General features: G+C 64.4%; 14 protein-coding genes. 12 read left to right on the forward strand and 2 right to left on the reverse strand.

Annotated features, from left to right (window positions below):
• The first annotated feature begins 3 nt into the window (after positions 1 to 3).
• The 8 genes from lpxA to ACM14_RS10100 all read left to right on the forward strand — a co-directional run bounded on the left by lpxA (position 4) and on the right by ACM14_RS10100 (position 9,344).
• Complete coding sequence (lpxA, locus tag ACM14_RS10065) at positions 4 to 801, forward strand: acyl-ACP--UDP-N-acetylglucosamine O-acyltransferase (protein WP_063325295.1); 798 nt, start codon at positions 4 to 6, stop codon at positions 799 to 801.
• Positions 802 to 822: 21 nt separating this feature from the next.
• On the forward strand, positions 823 to 2,013 hold the full coding sequence (gene lpxB / locus ACM14_RS10070; RefSeq protein ID WP_065346075.1) for a lipid-A-disaccharide synthase: 1,191 nt from the start codon (positions 823 to 825) through the stop codon (positions 2,011 to 2,013).
• Positions 1,976 to 2,683 (forward strand): ribonuclease HII, encoded by a 708-nt coding sequence (gene rnhB, locus ACM14_RS10075; RefSeq protein WP_012206733.1) that lies wholly within the window; start codon positions 1,976 to 1,978, stop codon positions 2,681 to 2,683. Before lpxB ends, rnhB begins: the two co-directional genes overlap by 38 nt.
• Before the next feature lie 62 nt (positions 2,684 to 2,745).
• Positions 2,746 to 3,537, forward strand: a complete 792-nt coding sequence (locus tag ACM14_RS10080; protein ID WP_065346103.1) for an RNA methyltransferase — start codon at positions 2,746 to 2,748, stop codon at positions 3,535 to 3,537.
• A gap of 174 nt (positions 3,538 to 3,711) precedes the next feature.
• On the forward strand, positions 3,712 to 4,884 hold the full coding sequence (carA, locus tag ACM14_RS10085; protein WP_065346076.1) for a glutamine-hydrolyzing carbamoyl-phosphate synthase small subunit: 1,173 nt from the start codon (positions 3,712 to 3,714) through the stop codon (positions 4,882 to 4,884).
• Positions 4,877 to 8,125 (forward strand): carbamoyl-phosphate synthase large subunit, encoded by a 3,249-nt coding sequence (gene carB, locus ACM14_RS10090; RefSeq protein WP_013801459.1) that lies wholly within the window; start codon positions 4,877 to 4,879, stop codon positions 8,123 to 8,125. The genes carA and carB overlap by 8 nt, the downstream gene beginning before the upstream one ends.
• Positions 8,126 to 8,379: 254 nt before the next feature.
• Positions 8,380 to 8,856 (forward strand): transcription elongation factor GreA, encoded by a 477-nt coding sequence (gene greA / locus ACM14_RS10095; protein ID WP_012206729.1) that lies wholly within the window; start codon positions 8,380 to 8,382, stop codon positions 8,854 to 8,856.
• 44 nt (positions 8,857 to 8,900) lie between these two features.
• Positions 8,901 to 9,344: a DUF4149 domain-containing protein gene (locus ACM14_RS10100; RefSeq protein ID WP_063325291.1), complete on the forward strand. Its 444-nt coding sequence runs from the start codon at positions 8,901 to 8,903 to the stop codon at positions 9,342 to 9,344.
• Between the two features lie 77 nt (positions 9,345 to 9,421).
• On the opposite strand, the gene ACM14_RS10105 is transcribed toward ACM14_RS10100, so the two are convergent.
• Both ACM14_RS10105 and ACM14_RS10110 read right to left on the reverse strand, forming a co-directional pair.
• A complete protein-coding gene (locus tag ACM14_RS10105) occupies positions 9,422 to 10,216 on the reverse strand; it encodes a hypothetical protein (protein ID WP_063325290.1) in 795 nt (264 codons plus the stop codon).
• Positions 10,217 to 10,229: 13 nt separating this feature from the next.
• Positions 10,230 to 10,703 (reverse strand): YhbY family RNA-binding protein, encoded by a 474-nt coding sequence (locus tag ACM14_RS10110; protein ID WP_013801462.1) that lies wholly within the window; start codon positions 10,701 to 10,703, stop codon positions 10,230 to 10,232.
• Positions 10,704 to 10,734: 31 nt separating this feature from the next.
• Here ACM14_RS10110 and ACM14_RS10115 point away from each other — a divergent pair, with 31 nt between their 5' ends.
• The 4 genes from ACM14_RS10115 (at position 10,735) to glmM (ending at position 15,817) form a co-directional block, all read left to right on the forward strand.
• Complete coding sequence (locus ACM14_RS10115; protein ID WP_043819011.1) at positions 10,735 to 11,388, forward strand: RlmE family RNA methyltransferase; 654 nt, start codon at positions 10,735 to 10,737, stop codon at positions 11,386 to 11,388.
• Between the two features lie 170 nt (positions 11,389 to 11,558).
• The gene (gene ftsH, locus ACM14_RS10120; protein WP_016447469.1) at positions 11,559 to 13,481 is read left to right on the forward strand and encodes an ATP-dependent zinc metalloprotease FtsH; all 1,923 of its coding nucleotides are present in this window, start codon (positions 11,559 to 11,561) and stop codon (positions 13,479 to 13,481) included.
• A gap of 139 nt (positions 13,482 to 13,620) precedes the next feature.
• The gene (gene folP / locus ACM14_RS10125; RefSeq protein WP_065346077.1) at positions 13,621 to 14,457 is read left to right on the forward strand and encodes a dihydropteroate synthase; all 837 of its coding nucleotides are present in this window, start codon (positions 13,621 to 13,623) and stop codon (positions 14,455 to 14,457) included.
• Between the two features lie 16 nt (positions 14,458 to 14,473).
• Positions 14,474 to 15,817, forward strand: a complete 1,344-nt coding sequence (glmM, locus tag ACM14_RS10130; protein WP_065346078.1) for a phosphoglucosamine mutase — start codon at positions 14,474 to 14,476, stop codon at positions 15,815 to 15,817.
• Positions 15,818 to 15,918 lie beyond the last annotated feature (101 nt).

The following is a 15,918-nucleotide window of genomic DNA, read 5'->3' on the forward strand; positions in this document are numbered from 1 at the left end:
CGCATGGCTGGCATTGAACGCATCCATCCCACGGCACTGATAGATTCCGCTGCACAGCTGGATTCATCGGTGTCGGTCGGCCCCTATGCCGTCATCGGGCCGCATGTGGAAATCGGCGCCGGCACCACGATTGGCGCGCATTGCGTTGTCGAAGGCCATACCCGCATTGGTTGCGACAACCGGATTTTCCAGTTCGCGTCCCTGGGCGCGCAGCCCCAGGACAAGAAGTACGCAGGCGAGCCCACGCGGCTTGTCATCGGTGACCGCAACACTGTGCGCGAGTTCTGCACCTTCAATGCGGGCACCGTGCAGGACCAGGGTGTCACGACCATCGGCGACGACAACTGGATCATGGCCTATGTGCATGTGGCCCACGACTGCGTCGTGGGCAGCCACACCATCCTGGCCAATAACGCCACCCTGGCCGGCCACGTGCATGTGGGCGACCATGTGATCCTGGGCGGCCTGACGGGCGTGCACCAGTTCACCAAGGTGGGCGCCCATGCCATGGCGGGCTTTGCCAGCCATATCTCGCAGGATGTGCCGCCCTTCATGATGGTGGATGGCAATCCCCTGGCCGTGCGTGGCTTCAATATCGAAGGCCTGCGCCGGCGCGGATTCGGGCCGCAGCGTATCCAGGCCATCAAGCAGATGCACCGTCTGCTGTATCGCCAGGGGCTGACCCTGGAGGCCGCGCGCGACGCCATTGGAGCGCTGGCTGGCGAGCAGCCCGAGGCCGCTGCCGATGTATCGCTGATGCTGGATTTTCTGGCCGCTTCGACCCGGGGCATTGCGCGCTGATCCGGCGCGCGAAAGGACGGCATGACAGATAACGCGGCGCCATTGGCGCGCCTGAGTCCATCGATTGCCATGGTCGCCGGGGAAACCTCAGGCGACCTGCTGGCGTCCTTGCTCCTGGGTGGGCTGCAGGCCCGCTGGCCCGAGGCTTCGGCCTTTGGCATCGGCGGGCCCCAAATGCAGCAGCGCGGTTTTGAGGCATGGTGGTCCTGCGAGCGGCTGGCCGTGCATGGCTACAGCTGGGAAGTGTTTCGTCGACTGGCCGAGATTCTGAACATCCGCCGGCAGTTGCGCCAGCGCCTGCTCAAGCAGCCGCCAGCCGTTTTTGTCGGCATCGATGCGCCCGACTTCAACCTGGGCCTGGAGACCGATCTGCGGGCTGCGGGCATCAAGACCGTGCATTTCGTCTGCCCCTCGATCTGGGCCTGGCGTGCCGATCGCGTCGAGAAAATCCGGCATGCGGCCGACCATGTGCTGTGCATCTTTCCCTTCGAGCCCGAGTTGCTGGCCCGCCACGGCATAGATGCCACCTACGTGGGCCATCCCCTGGCCAGCGTGATTCCGCTGCAGCCCGACCGTGCCGCCGCGCGCCGTCGGCTGGGTCTGCCGGAAGATGGACTGGTGCTGGCCGTGCTGCCCGGCAGCCGACGCTCCGAAATCCGCTATCTTGCAGCCCGTTTCTTTCAGGCTGCAGCTTTGGTCCGGAAGGCGCTGCCAGCTATTAAAATAGTAGTGCCTGCCGTGCCTTCGCAACTGGACGAGTTGCGGCGCATTGCCCAGGAGTCCGGCATGGCCTCGTCGCTGCACATCGTGCGCGGCCAGTCCCATGATGCATTGGCAGCCTGCGACGTGACGTTGATCGCCAGCGGCACGGCCACGCTGGAAGCCGCGTTGTACAAGCGTCCCATGGTGATCGGCTACAACATGCACCCCTGGAGCTGGCGCCTGATGCGTGGCAAGCAGTTGCAGCCCTGGGTGGGCCTGCCCAACATCCTGTGCGGCGATTTCGTCGTGCCCGAGCTGATCCAGGATGCGGCAACGCCCCAGGCGCTGAGCGCGGCTGTGCTGCAATGGCTGCAGGCGTGCGAACATTCCCCTTCAACCGTCGAGGCGCTGGTACAGCGCTTCACAGCGCTGCACCATGAATTGCGGCGCGATACTGCCGAACTGGCCGCCCATGCGATCGAGAAAATCATTGCCCCCACTGCCGCCTGAACAGGCGTGCCTGCCCTGGCATCCGCCGGGGTTGGTTGCGGGCGTGGACGAAGCGGGCCGCGGCCCGTTGGCCGGCCCTGTCGTGGCCGCTGCTGTCATTCTTGACGATCTCAATCCCATCGAGGGCCTGAACGATTCCAAGAAGCTCACGGCTGCGCGCCGCGAGGCACTCTATGACGAGATCCGTGCCAAGGCGCTGTGCTGCAGCATTGCCGAGGCCTCGGTCGAAGAGATTGATCGCCTGAACATCCTGCAGGCCACGCTGCTGGCCATGCGCCGCGCGGTGCTGGGCCTGCGCCTGAAGCCGGTGCTCGTGCTGGTGGATGGCAACCAGCTGCCCGTGCTGGATGTGCAGGCCGAGGCCATCGTCAAGGGGGACTCCCTGGTGCAGGCCATCTCGGCCGCCTCCATTCTGGCCAAGGTCACGCGCGACCGCTGGTGCGAACGGCTGCATGAGCAATATCCGGAATACGGCTTCGACGGCCACAAGGGCTACGGCACGGCGGCCCACCTTGCGGCGCTGCGCCTGCACGGTGCCTGCGAGGAGCACCGGCGAACCTTCGCGCCGGTGGCCCATGTCGTGAGCATTGCTCGCATGGCCGAGCCCCTGGCCGCTGCCCGCGTGGCAGCTGCGGCGCAGGGCGCGCAGGCCTTGCTGCTGTCTGCCTGAGCGCCTTTGCCGTTTCTTTCTGCGCCCGTGGCGCGCTGTTCCCTTTGCCCGAAAGCTTCACCATGAGCCGACAACCCGCCGCCACATTGATCCAGTCCCGTGACAACGTCCTGGTCAAGGATTTGCGCAGGCTTGTCCAGGACAGTGGGGCCTACCGCAAGCAAGGGCGCGTCTGGCTGGAGGGGGACCATCTGTGCCGTGCCGCGCTGGCGCGTGGCATGCAACCCTCCGTGGCCGTGGTGGCCGAATCCTTCTGGCCGCTGGTGCCGCTGGAATGGGTGCAGGGCGCAGGCAAGTGCGTGGTGCTGGCAGATGCCCTGTTTGCCGAAGTCAGCGGCCTGGAGTCTCCGGCGCGCATCGGTTTTCTGATGGACTGGCAGGCATCGGAGATCATCCGTGCAGGCGTGGCCACGGTGGTGTTGGACCGCGTGCAGGACGCAGGCAACGTGGGCTCCATCCTGCGCAGTGCCGCTGCCTTCGGTTTCAGCCAGGTCGTGGCCCTGAAGGGCACGGCTGCGCTGTGGAGCCAGAAGGTGCTGCGCGCCGGCATGGGGGCGCATTTCGGTCTGCAACTGGTCGAGTCGGCCTCGCCCGAAGACCTGGATGCGCTTGGCTTGCCCCTGATCGTGACCAGTTCCCACCAGGGCGAACTGATTCACAATGCCGCGCTGCCCTGGCCTTGTGCCTGGGCCATGGGCCATGAAGGGCAGGGTGTTGGCGAGGCGCTGATGCAGCGGGCAGCGCAGCATGTGCGCATCGGCCAGCCAGGCGGTGAGGAGTCGCTGAACGTGGCTGCAGCAGCGGCGATATGCCTGCACGCAAGCAGCGTGAGTGCCGGCTCACGTCAAGGGTAATCCCGCCTCCTGTCAGGAGGCTGAAGCACGACCAGCCTATAATGGGCGGCTTTCAAGCATTCCACACTACGCCTAGCGACGCTTCCTCGCCACCCCCTGCAGACAAGCTATAACCCGCCCGGATCCGTCCGTGCGGCACGCTGGGCGTAACCGTAATTAGAACCGGAGAACCCAGTGCTTTTGTCTCTCAAGGGAGCATTCCCATCCGCCATCCTGGCGCTCGCAGACGGCACGGTCTTTGTTGGCAACTCGATCGGTGCGCAAGGCACCACGGTTGGTGAAGTCGTTTTCAACACGGCAATCACCGGCTACCAGGAAATCCTCACCGACCCCAGCTACTGCCAGCAGATCGTGACGCTCACGTATCCGCACATCGGCAACTACGGCGTCAACGCAGAGGATGTCGAGGCTGGCAAGGTCCATGCGGCGGGCCTGATCATCAAGAACCTTCCGCTGCTGGCCAGCAACTTCCGCAAGTCCGAGACCCTGCCCGACTACCTCACGCGCAGCGGCACGGTGGCGATTGCCAACATCGACACGCGCAAGCTCACACGGCTGCTGCGCGACAAGGGCGCACAAAACGGCGCCATCGTCGGTTTGGCCGCTGGCGAAGAAGTGACCCAGGCGCGCATCGACGAGGCACTGGCTGCAGCCAAGGCGGCCCCCAGCATGAAGGGCCTGGATCTGGCCCAGGTGGTGAGCGCCGCCCAGCAGTACGAATGGACGGAAACCGAGTGGAAGCTGGGCGAAGGCTACGGCCAGCAGCGGGCCCCGCGTTTCCATGTGGTGGCCTATGACTTCGGCGTGAAGTTCAACATCCTGCGCATGCTGGCCGAGCGCGGCTGCAAGCTGACCGTGGTGCCGGCCAAGACGCCCGCCAAGGATGTGCTGGCACTCAACCCCGACGGCGTTTTCCTGTCCAACGGCCCTGGCGACCCGGAGCCCTGCGACTACGCCATTGCCGCCACCAAGGAGCTGGTGGAGTCCGGCAAGCCCGTCTTCGGCATCTGCCTGGGTCACCAGATCATGGCCCTGGCCGCTGGCGCCAAGACTTTCAAGATGGCCAACAGCCACCACGGCGCCAACCATCCCGTCAAGGACCTGGACAACGGCCGGGTCAGCATCACCAGTCAGAACCACGGTTTTGCCGTGGAGATGGAGTCCCTGCCCGACACGCTGCGCGCCACGCACATCAGCCTGTTCGACGGCACGCTGCAAGGCCTTGAGCACAAGGACAAGCCTGCGTTCTGCTTCCAGGGCCACCCCGAGGCTTCGCCCGGCCCGCACGATATCGCCTACCTGTTTGACCGCTTCACGGCGCTGATGGAGAAACACAAAAATGCCTAAGCGCACCGACCTCAAAAGCATTCTGATCATTGGCGCCGGTCCCATCGTCATCGGCCAGGCCTGCGAGTTTGACTACTCCGGCGTGCAGGCCTGCAAGGCGTTGCGCGAAGAGGGCTACAAGGTCATCCTGATCAACAGCAACCCTGCCACGATCATGACCGACCCGGCCACGGCCGACGTCACCTACATCGAGCCCATCACCTGGCAGACGGTCGAGAAGATCATTGCCAAGGAGCGTCCCGACGCCATCCTGCCGACCATGGGCGGCCAGACCGCGCTGAACTGCGCGCTGGATCTGTGGCGCAACGGCGTGCTGCACAAGTACAAGGTCGAGCTGATCGGCGCAACTCCCGAGGCCATCGACAAGGCCGAGGATCGCCTCAAGTTCAAGGATGCGATGACGCGCATCGGCCTGGGTTCGGCGCGCTCGGGCATCGCCCATTCGATGGACGAAGCCTGGGCCGTGCAAAAGGAAATGGGCTTTCCCACCGTCATCCGCCCCAGCTTCACGCTGGGCGGCACGGGCGGCGGCATTGCCTACAACCCCGAAGAGTTCGAGACCATCTGCAAGCGCGGCCTGGAAGCGTCCCCGACCAATGAGCTGCTGATCGAGGAATCGCTGCTCGGCTGGAAGGAATACGAGATGGAAGTCGTCCGCGACAAGGCGGACAACTGCATCATCATCTGCTCCATCGAGAACCTGGACCCCATGGGCGTGCACACCGGCGACTCGATCACCGTGGCACCCGCGCAGACGCTGACCGACAAGGAATACCAGATCATGCGCAACGCCTCGCTGGCGGTGCTGCGCGAGATCGGTGTGGACACGGGCGGCTCCAACGTGCAGTTCTCGGTGAATCCGAAGGACGGCCGCATGATCGTCATCGAGATGAACCCGCGCGTGTCGCGTTCCTCGGCGCTGGCCTCCAAGGCCACGGGCTTCCCCATCGCCAAGGTCGCTGCCAAGCTGGCCGTGGGCTATACGCTGGACGAACTCAAGAACGACATCACGGGCGGCAAGACGCCCGCTTCGTTCGAGCCCTCGATCGACTACGTGGTCACCAAGATCCCGCGTTTCGCGTTCGAGAAGTTCCCCGCTGCCGACAACCGCCTGACCACGCAGATGAAGTCCGTGGGCGAGGTCATGGCCATTGGCCGTACCTTCCAGGAGTCTTTCCAGAAAGCGCTGCGCGGCCTGGAAGTCGGCGTGGACGGCATGAACGAAAAGACCCAGGACCGCGAAATCCTCGAAAAGGAACTCGGCGAGCCAGGTCCGGACCGCATCTGGTATGTGGGCGATGCCTTCGCTGCCGGCTGGACGCTGGACGAGGTGCACAACATCACCAAGATCGACAAGTGGTTCCTCGTGCAGATCGAAGAGATCGTGAAGATCGAACTCGAACTGGACCAGGTCTACGAGGAAAAGGGCGATGCCGCGCTGGCCGCACTGGACGCCACCACGCTGCGCACGCTCAAGCAAAAGGGCTTCTCCGACCGTCGCCTGGCCAAGCTGCTGCACAGCAATGAGAAGGCCGTGCGCGAGGCACGCAAGGCACTGGGCGTGCGCCCCGTGTTCAAGCGTGTGGACACCTGCGCTGCCGAGTTCGCCACCGACACGGCCTACATGTACTCCACCTATGACGAGGAGTGCGAAGCCGAGCCGACGGACAAGAAAAAGATCATGGTGCTGGGCGGTGGCCCAAACCGCATCGGCCAGGGCATCGAGTTCGACTACTGCTGCGTGCATGCTGCGCTCGCCATGCGCGAGGACGGCTATGAAACCATCATGGTCAACTGCAACCCCGAGACCGTGTCCACCGACTACGACACGTCGGATCGCCTGTACTTCGAGCCGCTGACGCTGGAAGACGTGCTCGAAGTCGTGGCTGTCGAGAAGCCTGTTGGCGTCATCGTGCAGTACGGCGGCCAGACGCCCCTGAAGCTTGCGCTGGGTCTTGAAAAGGAAGGCGTGCCCATCATCGGCACCACGCCCGACATGATCGACGCGGCCGAAGACCGCGAGCGCTTCCAGAAGCTGCTGCATGAGCTGGGCCTGCGCCAGCCGCCCAATGCCACGGCCCGTACCGAGCCCGAAGCGCTGGAAAAGGCGGCCGGCCTGGGCTACCCCCTGGTCGTGCGTCCCAGCTATGTGCTGGGCGGCCGTGCCATGGAAATCGTGCACGAGCAGCGCGACCTGGAGCGCTACATGCGCGAAGCCGTCAAGGTCAGCAACGACTCGCCCGTGCTGCTGGACCACTTCCTGTCCAACGCCATCGAGTGCGATGTGGACTGCGTGCGCGACCGCGAAGGCGCCGTCTTCATCGGCGGCGTGATGGAGCACATCGAGCAGGCTGGCGTGCATTCGGGCGATTCCGCCTGCTCGCTGCCGCCTTACTACCTCAAGCCCGAGACCGTGGCCGAGATCAAGCGCCAGACTGCCGCCATGGCCAACGCGCTGAGCGTGGTCGGCCTGATGAACGTGCAGTTCGCCATCAAGGAAACGGCCGACGGCGACGTGATCTACGTGCTGGAAGTCAACCCGCGCGCCTCGCGCACCGTGCCCTTCGTCTCCAAGGCCACCGGCATCCAGCTGGCCAAGGTGGCTGCGCGCTGCATGGCCGGCGACACGCTGGCCCAGCAGGGCATCACCAAGGAAGTCACGCCGCCGTACTTCAGCGTCAAGGAAGCCGTCTTCCCGTTCGTGAAGTTCCCTGGCGTGGACACCATCCTCGGCCCCGAGATGAAGTCCACCGGCGAAGTCATGGGCGTGGGCAAGACCTTTGGCGAAGCCTTCGTCAAGAGCCAACTGGGCGCCGGCGTCACGCTGCCGACCCAGGGCAAGGTCTTCCTGACCGTGAAGAACGCCGACAAGCCGCGTGCCGTGGCCGTGGCCAAGGAGCTGGCTGCGATGGGCTTTGTGCTGTGCGCCACGCGCGGCACGGCAGCGGCCATCTCCGAGGCCGGCATCGAGGTGCAGCTCGTCAACAAGGTGACCGAAGGCCGCCCCCACATCGTGGACATGATCAAGAACGGCGAGATCGCCATGGTCATCAACACGGTGGAGGAGCGCCGCAATGCCATCGCCGACTCGCGTGCCATCCGTACCAGCGCTCTGCTGGCGCGTGTGACCACCTTCACGACCATCTTCGGTGCAGAAGCTGCCGTCGAAGGCATGAAGTCCATGGGCAACATGGACGTGCACTCGGTCCAGGAATTGCACGCCCAACTGCAGGCTGCCTGAGATCCTTCCATTGCCGCTGCGCCTGTTTTTTGATGGCGCGCAGCGAGCGGCACTGTCCGACAGTGCCGCCGGGTTATCCCACCATTTCGGGTGGGTAAACACGGCATAATGGAACGAATCATTCGATGAAACCGCCGCGCGGCAACGTGCGGCGGTTTGCTTTTGGGGTGCAGGTCCAGCCGCAAAGTCGCCGGCCCGCCTGTACCAAAGAAACCGCGCAGCGCGCGGCGTTCGCTGAACATGGAGACTTTTCAATGGCCACCATTCCCATCACCAAGCGCGGAGCCGAGAAGCTCAAGGACGAACTGCACCGCCTGAAAACCGTGGAGCGTCCCTCCATCATCCAGGCCATCGCCGAGGCACGTGCCCAGGGCGACCTGAGCGAAAACGCCGAATACGAGGCCGCCAAGGACCGCCAGGGCTTCATCGAAGGCCGCATTGCCGAGGTCGAGAGCAAGCTGTCGGCTGCCCAGATCATCGATCCCTCTTCCGTGGATGCCGGTGGCCGCGTGGTCTTCGGTGCAACGGTGGAGCTCGAGGATGAAGACAGCGGCGACACGGTCAAGTACCAGATCGTCGGCGAGGACGAGGCCGACCTCAAGTTGGGCCTGATCAACGTCTCCAGCCCCATCGCGCGCGCGCTGATCGGCAAGGAAGAGGGCGATACCGCCGTCGTGCAGGCACCAGGCGGCGAGCGCCGCTATGAAGTGGTGTCGGTGCGCTACCTCTGATGCGTCGGCGCCTGTGCCTCGATCATTGAGGAAGGCCTAAGCCCATGAGCAACCTGTACGAGCGCATTCCCCTGCTGGCTGCTGCCCTGTGGTGGGGCAGCCTGTCGGCCATCGGCTTCATGGCCGTACCCATGCTGTTCGCCCAATTGCCCACGCCGGCTGTCGCGGGCTTCATGGCAGCCAAGCTGTTTGCTGCGCAGACCTGGGTGTCCATCGCCTGCGCGGCCCTGCTGCTGGTCCTGTCCCGGCGCAGCAAGGAGCAGGTCCTGCAGCCCTGGGCCAAGGCCTGTCTGGGCTTTGTGATCGCAGGCATGCTGCTGGCATTTCTGGTCCAGTACGGCGTGTCGCCGCGCATCGTTGCACGCGACAACCTCAAGCTGTGGCACAGCGTGGGCACGGTGATGTATGCGCTGCAGTGGCTGTGTGCGCTCGTCGTGCTGTGGCGCATAGGCAGTCCGTCTCAAACGAAAGCCGAGGCCACGGCCTGAGCCCGGTCCTGCCGGTTCGGTGCCATGCCAAACGAAAACGCCCGCAAGCGCGGGCGTTTTTTTGTGGGCCGAGCTGCTCACTCGTGCCAGTGCTCGGCCACCCAGGTAGCAGGCTGGATATAGCGAAAGCGCCGATTGCGCCGGCCGGCCAACGCGTCGGGCGGGTTGCATTCTCCGTGGAAGATGACCACGCGTGCACCATCCGGCACGAAGGGCGGCTTCCAGTAGTTCGTCGGCCATGCGGGAATGCAGTGGTACTTGAAGCTGGGGCACCAGGCCTGCGGCCAGTACTTGAGCTTGCCCTGCTTGTGCAGCATGTCGGACAGGTAGGCCTGCTCGTTGCGGAAGCTGCTGCGGATCTCTTCGAAATGCGTGCGGAAGTAGTCCAGTACCTCGGGGTGGGCACCCAGCTCGAAGCGGTACACCGAGGAGTTGCCCGTGATGCGCCAGGGACGCTTGTAGTCGTGGATGATCAGGAATTCGCCGGGCTCGGTGAAAAAATCGTCCAGCGGCCCGGTGATGACCACGTCCACGTCAAGAAACAGCGCCGTGCCGCGCAGGCCATGCAGGTCGGCGCTGAAGGTGGCCAGCTTGTTCCAGCCACGCTCGGGAATGCCGGCGGGCAGGTTCAGCGGCGGAATGGGCAGGCATTCGACTTCGTCACGAATCCCCACGCCGTCATCGGTCAGGCAGACAAGGCGAAAATCGCCCTTCAGATGCCGACGCACCATGGCGTAGAGCCTGTTGACATACTCCGGACCGTACTTCTTGCCCCACTTCATGCAGATCACGAAGCGCTGCTGCGCAGAGGGGGAGGCGGAGGGCGGTTGCGCGGCCTGGGCCACGCTGGCGGCATGGGATGCTACGGTCATGGATGCGGCTGACTCAGTCTGCCTGGCGCTTCTTGACCGACTTTTGCTTGGGCTTGGCGCGCTTGACCTGGCCACCTGCCGTCAGGCGCTGGTTGCCCAGCACACGGATCTGCTTGACTTCGGGCTTCTGGCCCGAGCGCTTGCTGAACTTGAGCAGCTTGACATCGCGAGGACCGGGCATGCGGTTCTCGTCGACGGCTTTTTCCTTCTCCGGCATGGGGCGCCAGAGCACCAGCAGCTTGCCGATGTGTTGAATGGGTGCAGCGCCAAGTTCGTCGCACAGCTGCAGATACATCTGCTCGCGTGCGGCGCGGTCGTCGTTGAAGACACGGACCTTGATCAGGCCATGTGCGTTAAGGCCGGCGTTGACCTCCTTTTGCACGGCAGCCGTCAGGCCGTCACCTCCGATGAGGACCACGGGGTCCAGGTGGTGTGCGTTGGCGCGGTGTTCCCGGCGCTCGGCGGGAGTCAATTGAATTTGGGGCATGGCCGTATTATCGAGGCTGAAAGAATCCAGCATGAAAGTCCAAACAAAAAGCAAGAAGGTCAACAAGGCTTGGCTCAACAGCCACGTCAACGATCCTTACGTCAAAGCCGCCCAAAAGGACGGCTACCGCGCTCGCGCGGCCTACAAACTCAAGGAGATAGACGAGCAGCTCAAGCTCATCCGGCCGGGTGCCACGGTGGTGGACCTGGGCTCTACGCCCGGGGCGTGGAGCCAGTATGTGCGCCGCTGCCTGTCGCCAGAAGGCGCGGCGGTGGGCGCGCTCAATGGCCGGATCATCTCGCTGGATCTGCTGCCCATGGAGCCCATCGAGGGCGTGCAGTTCATTCTGGGCGATTTTCGCGAGGAGCCGGTGCTGGCGCAGCTGCAGGAAGCGCTGGGCGGCGGCAAGGCCGATGTGGTGGTCTCCGACATGGCTCCCAACCTGTCGGGCAACGGGACGACGGATGCGGCGCGCATTGCGCTGCTGGTGGAGCTGGCGGTTGATTTCTCCATCCACCATATGAAACCTGAAGGGGCCCTGGTCGTGAAGCTCTTCCACGGCGGGGCCTACGACGACCTGGTAGCGCTGTTCCGGCAGACCTTCAAGGTGGTCAAGCCGATCAAGCCCAAGTCCTCGCGCGACAAGTCTTCGGAGACGTTTCTGGTGGGCATGGGGCTCAAGTAGCCCTGCACAGCCGCCCGGCGCGGCCCTGACGCGGGTCAAGACCGCATTCAAGCTATGGCTGCTATAGAGGGATATAGGCGACCAGCCAGCTTGAAACACCTAAAATGAACCGCAAATACGCTTCGAGCACGCTGGAAGTCGTTTTATCTGTATCCCCATTGGAGCCCCGCTTGAACAATCAGTGGTTTTCAAAAATTGCCGTCTGGCTGGTCATCGCCATGGTGCTGTTTACGGTGTTCAAACAATTTGACACCCGTGGCGGCGCCGGCGCGTCCCATGTCGGTTACTCCGAGTTCCTGGAAGAGGTGCGAAGCAACCGCATCAAGAGCGCCACCATCCAGGAAAGCCCCGGCGGCACCGAGATCGTGGCCACGACCAACGATGACCGCAAGGTGCGCACTACAGCCACCTACCTGGATCGCGGGCTCGTGGGTGACCTGATCAACAACAACGTCAAGTTCGACGTCAAGCCCCGCGAAGAAGGCTCGGTCCTCATGACCCTGCTCGTCAGCTGGGGTCCCATGCTGCTGTTGATCGGCGTGTGGGTGTACTTCATGCGCCAGATGCAGGGCGGCGGCAAGGGCGGTGCTTTCAGCTTCGGCAAGAGCAAGGCCCGCATGCTGGACGAGAACAACAACACCGTGACCTTTGCCGACGTTGCAGGCTGCGACGAAGCCAAGGAAGAGGTCAAGGAAGTCGTGGACTTCCTGAAGGACCCCAACAAGTTCCAGAAGCTCGGCGGCCGCATTCCGCGTGGCCTGCTGCTGGTCGGGCCTCCGGGTACCGGCAAGACGCTGCTGGCCAAGTCCATCGCTGGTGAAGCCAAGGTTCCGTTCTTCAGCATCTCGGGCTCCGACTTCGTGGAAATGTTCGTCGGCGTGGGCGCTGCCCGTGTGCGCGACATGTTCGAGAACGCCAAGAAGAATGCACCCTGCATCATCTTCATCGATGAAATCGACGCCGTGGGCCGCCAGCGCGGCGCAGGCCTGGGCGGTGGCAACGATGAGCGTGAACAGACCCTGAACCAGATGCTGGTCGAGATGGACGGCTTCGAGACCAACCTCGGCGTGATCGTCGTGGCTGCGACCAACCGTCCGGACATCCTGGATGCGGCGCTGCTGCGCCCCGGCCGTTTCGACCGCCAGGTGTATGTGACGCTGCCCGATATCCGCGGCCGCGAGCAGATCCTCAATGTGCACATGCGCAAGATTCCTGTCGGCCAGGACGTGAATCCGGGCGTGATCGCCCGCGGCACGCCCGGCATGTCGGGTGCCGATCTGGCCAACCTCTGCAACGAAGCCGCCCTGATGGCCGCGCGCCGCAATGCGCGTACCGTCGAGATGCAGGACTTCGAGAAGGCCAAGGACAAGATCATCATGGGCCCCGAGCGCAAGAGCATGGTCATGCCCGAGGAAGAGCGCCGCAACACGGCCTACCACGAGGCGGGCCACGCACTGATCGGCAAGCTGCTGCCCAAGTGCGATCCCGTGCACAAGGTCACCATCATCCCGCGCGGCCGTGCGCTGGGCGTGACGATGAGCCTGCCCGAGAAGGACCGCTACTCCTACGACAAGGAGTTCATGCTCAACCAGATCGCCATGCTGTTCGGTGGACGCATTGCCGAAGAAGTGTTCATGAACCAGATGACCACGGGCGCGAGCAACGACTTCGAGCGGGCCACGCAGATCGCACGCGACATGGTCACGCGCTACGGCATGACCGACGCGCTGGGTCCCATGGTCTATGCGGAGCAGGAAGGCGAGCCTTTCCTGGGTCGCTCGATGAGCAAGACCAACAGCATGAGCGAGCAGACGATGCAGAAGGTGGACCAGGAGGTTCGCCGCATCATCGACGAGCAGTACGGACTGGCGCGCAAGCTGATCGAGGACAACTCCGACAAGATGCATGCCATGGCCAAGGCCATGCTCGACTGGGAAACCATCGACGCCGAGCAACTCGATGACATCATGGCCGGCCGCGAGCCGCGTCCTCCCAAGGACTGGGTGCCGCGCAACCCGCCGTCTTCCGACGGTGGCAACTCGTCCGGCGGCACGCCGGCAGTGGATGCCGACCCTGCGCCCACCACGGCCTGATCTGCTTGCCGCAGAATCTGCCAATCCCATGCAAAGGGCCCCGAGGGGCCCTTTTGCTTTGCTTGCAGGATGTGCTCAATCGCCCGCAACGGCCGAGCGAGGGACCCGGTCCGGCAAGCGCCTACCTTCAGGAAATCCCATGCCGCATCAATGGCAGACTTCGCGCTTTGTTCTAGACCTTCAGCGTCCACTGGTCATGGGCATCGTCAACGTGACGCCCGACTCGTTTTCCGATGGTGGGCGGCACAACACGGTGGAGCGGGCCTTGCGGCATGCAGAGCAGCTGATCGGTGAAGGCGCGCACATCCTCGACATCGGCGGCGAGTCCACCAGGCCCGGATCACCGGCCGTGCCGCTGGACGAGGAATTGCGGCGCGTGCTGCCCGTGGTGCAGGGCGCGGTGCAACTGGGCGTGCCTGTCTCCGTCGATACCTACAAGCCCGAGGTCATGCAGGCCGTGCTGGACCTTGGGGCCGATATCGTCAACGACATCTGGGCGCTGCGCCAGCCGGGCGCGCAGCAGGTGGTGGCCGCGCACCCGCGCTGCGGCATCTGTCTCATGCACATGCATGGCACGCCGCAGGACATGCAGACCACGCCCATGCAAGGCGATGCCGTGCCCGCCGTGCGCGATTTCCTGCAGTTGCACAGCGATGCCCTGCTGGCTCGGGGTGTGGCGCGCGAGCGCATTGTCTGGGACTACGGCATCGGCTTCGGCAAAAGCGTGGCACAGAATTTTTCGCTGCTTGCGCGCCAGCAGGAATTGCTGGGCCTAGACTTCCCGCTGCTGGCGGGCTGGTCGCGCAAGGGCTCGCTCGGGCAGGTCAGTGGCCTTGCGCAGGGCCAGCGCATGGTGCCCAGTGTGGCGGCGGCGCTGCTGGCGGTGGAGCGGGGCGCGCGCGTGGTGCGCGTGCACGACGTGGCCGATACGGTGGCGGCATTGACGGTCTGGCAGACCATGCACGACAACAACTGAACAACAAAGGAGCACTATGGCACGCACATATTTTGGTACCGATGGAATTCGCGGCCTGGTGGGCCGCTCGCCCATCACCCCCGACTTCGCGCTACGCCTGGCGCACGCCGTGGGCCGTGTGCTGCGGCGCAAGGAAGCCCGCCCGATGGTGCTGATCGGCAAGGACACCCGGATCTCGGGCTACATGCTGGAAAGTGCCTTGGAGTCCGGCTTCAACTCGGCCGGCGTGGACGTGATGCTGCTCGGTCCCCTGCCCACCCCGGGCGTGGCCTACCTGACGCGCGCCCAGCGCGCCAGCCTGGGTGTGGTCATCAGCGCCAGCCACAACCCTTACTACGACAACGGCATCAAGTTCTTCAGCGCCCAGGGCACCAAGCTGCCCGATGCCTGGGAGGAAGAGGTCGAGCAGGCCTTGACCGAAGATCCCGTGTGGGCCGACTCTGCCGCTCTGGGAAAGGCCCGGCGCCTTGAAGACGCGGCGGGCCGCTACATCGAGTTCTGCAAGAGCACCTTTGACCATGCACTCACGCTCAAGGGCGTGAAGATCGTTGTCGATGCGGCCCATGGCGCGGCCTATCAGATCGCACCCAAGGTCTTCCATGAACTGGGGGCCGATGTGGTGGCCATAGGCTGTGCGCCCGATGGACTCAACATCAACGAAGACGTGGGTGCCACGCACCCTGAGGCTCTGGTGCTGGCCGTGCGCGCCAACAAGGCCGATTTCGGCGTGGCGCTGGATGGCGATGCCGACCGGCTGCTGCTGGTCGATGCGGCAGGGCGGCTCTACAACGGCGACGAACTGCTGTATCTGCTGGCAGCCGACAGGCTGGCGCGCGGCGAGGCCGTGCCGGGCGCCGTGGGCACGCTGATGACCAATATGGCCGTGGAGGTGGCGCTGAAGTCCCAGGGCGTGGGCTTTGTGCGTGCCAAGGTCGGCGACCGCTATGTGCTGGAAGAGCTGCACCGCCAGGGCTGGATCCTGGGCGGTGAGGGCTCGGGCCATTTGCTGGCGCTGGACAAGCACACCACGGGCGACGGCCTGGTCAGCGCGCTGCAGGTGCTGCAAGCTTGCGTGCGCTCGGGCAAGAGCCTGTCGCAGTGGCTGTCGTCCGTGCAGCTGTTTCCCCAGGTGCTGCTCAACGTGCGGCTGCAGCCGGGCCAGGACTGGAAGCGCAACACCCAATTGGAAGAGGCCACCGAGGCCGTCCAGGCCGAGCTGGGCGATACGGGGCGTGTGCTCATCCGCGCCAGCGGCACCGAGCCTTTGCTGCGCGTGATGGTGGAGGCGCGCGATGGCGATCAGGCCAGCCGCTGTGCCGAGCGCCTGGCCAGCGTGGCCAAGAATTCGCCGGTTGCCTGAGCGGTTGCACGCTCCTGTGCATGGAAGGCCGAGGCTTCATGCCCCGGCTTTTTTCGTCTGGATTCCGGTGCGCGAGGTGATGCGATGCGCGCGGTGATGCG

Source organism: Delftia sp. JD2 (assembly GCF_001682645.1).
Classification (GTDB): domain Bacteria; phylum Pseudomonadota; class Gammaproteobacteria; order Burkholderiales; family Burkholderiaceae_C; genus Comamonas; species Comamonas acidovorans.

What these genes read in the sequence shown, in the direction of transcription:
- lpxA (WP_063325295.1), top strand. Translation starts at nt 4, where the DNA reads ATGGCTGGCATTGAACGCATCCATCCCACGGCACTGATAGATTCCGCT.
- lpxB (WP_065346075.1), top strand. Translation starts at nt 823, where the DNA reads ATGACAGATAACGCGGCGCCATTGGCGCGCCTGAGTCCATCGATTGCC.
- rnhB (WP_012206733.1), top strand. Translation starts at nt 1,976, where the DNA reads ATGCGATCGAGAAAATCATTGCCCCCACTGCCGCCTGAACAGGCGTGC.
- ACM14_RS10080 (WP_065346103.1), top strand. Translation starts at nt 2,746, where the DNA reads ATGAGCCGACAACCCGCCGCCACATTGATCCAGTCCCGTGACAACGTC.
- carB (WP_013801459.1), top strand. Translation starts at nt 4,877, where the DNA reads ATGCCTAAGCGCACCGACCTCAAAAGCATTCTGATCATTGGCGCCGGT.
- greA (WP_012206729.1), top strand. Translation starts at nt 8,380, where the DNA reads ATGGCCACCATTCCCATCACCAAGCGCGGAGCCGAGAAGCTCAAGGAC.
- ACM14_RS10100 (WP_063325291.1), top strand. Translation starts at nt 8,901, where the DNA reads ATGAGCAACCTGTACGAGCGCATTCCCCTGCTGGCTGCTGCCCTGTGG.
- ACM14_RS10105 (WP_063325290.1), bottom strand. Translation starts at nt 10,216, where the DNA reads ATGACCGTAGCATCCCATGCCGCCAGCGTGGCCCAGGCCGCGCAACCG.
- ACM14_RS10110 (WP_013801462.1), bottom strand. Translation starts at nt 10,703, where the DNA reads ATGCCCCAAATTCAATTGACTCCCGCCGAGCGCCGGGAACACCGCGCC.
- ACM14_RS10115 (WP_043819011.1), top strand. Translation starts at nt 10,735, where the DNA reads ATGAAAGTCCAAACAAAAAGCAAGAAGGTCAACAAGGCTTGGCTCAAC.
- folP (WP_065346077.1), top strand. Translation starts at nt 13,621, where the DNA reads ATGCCGCATCAATGGCAGACTTCGCGCTTTGTTCTAGACCTTCAGCGT.
- glmM (WP_065346078.1), top strand. Translation starts at nt 14,474, where the DNA reads ATGGCACGCACATATTTTGGTACCGATGGAATTCGCGGCCTGGTGGGC.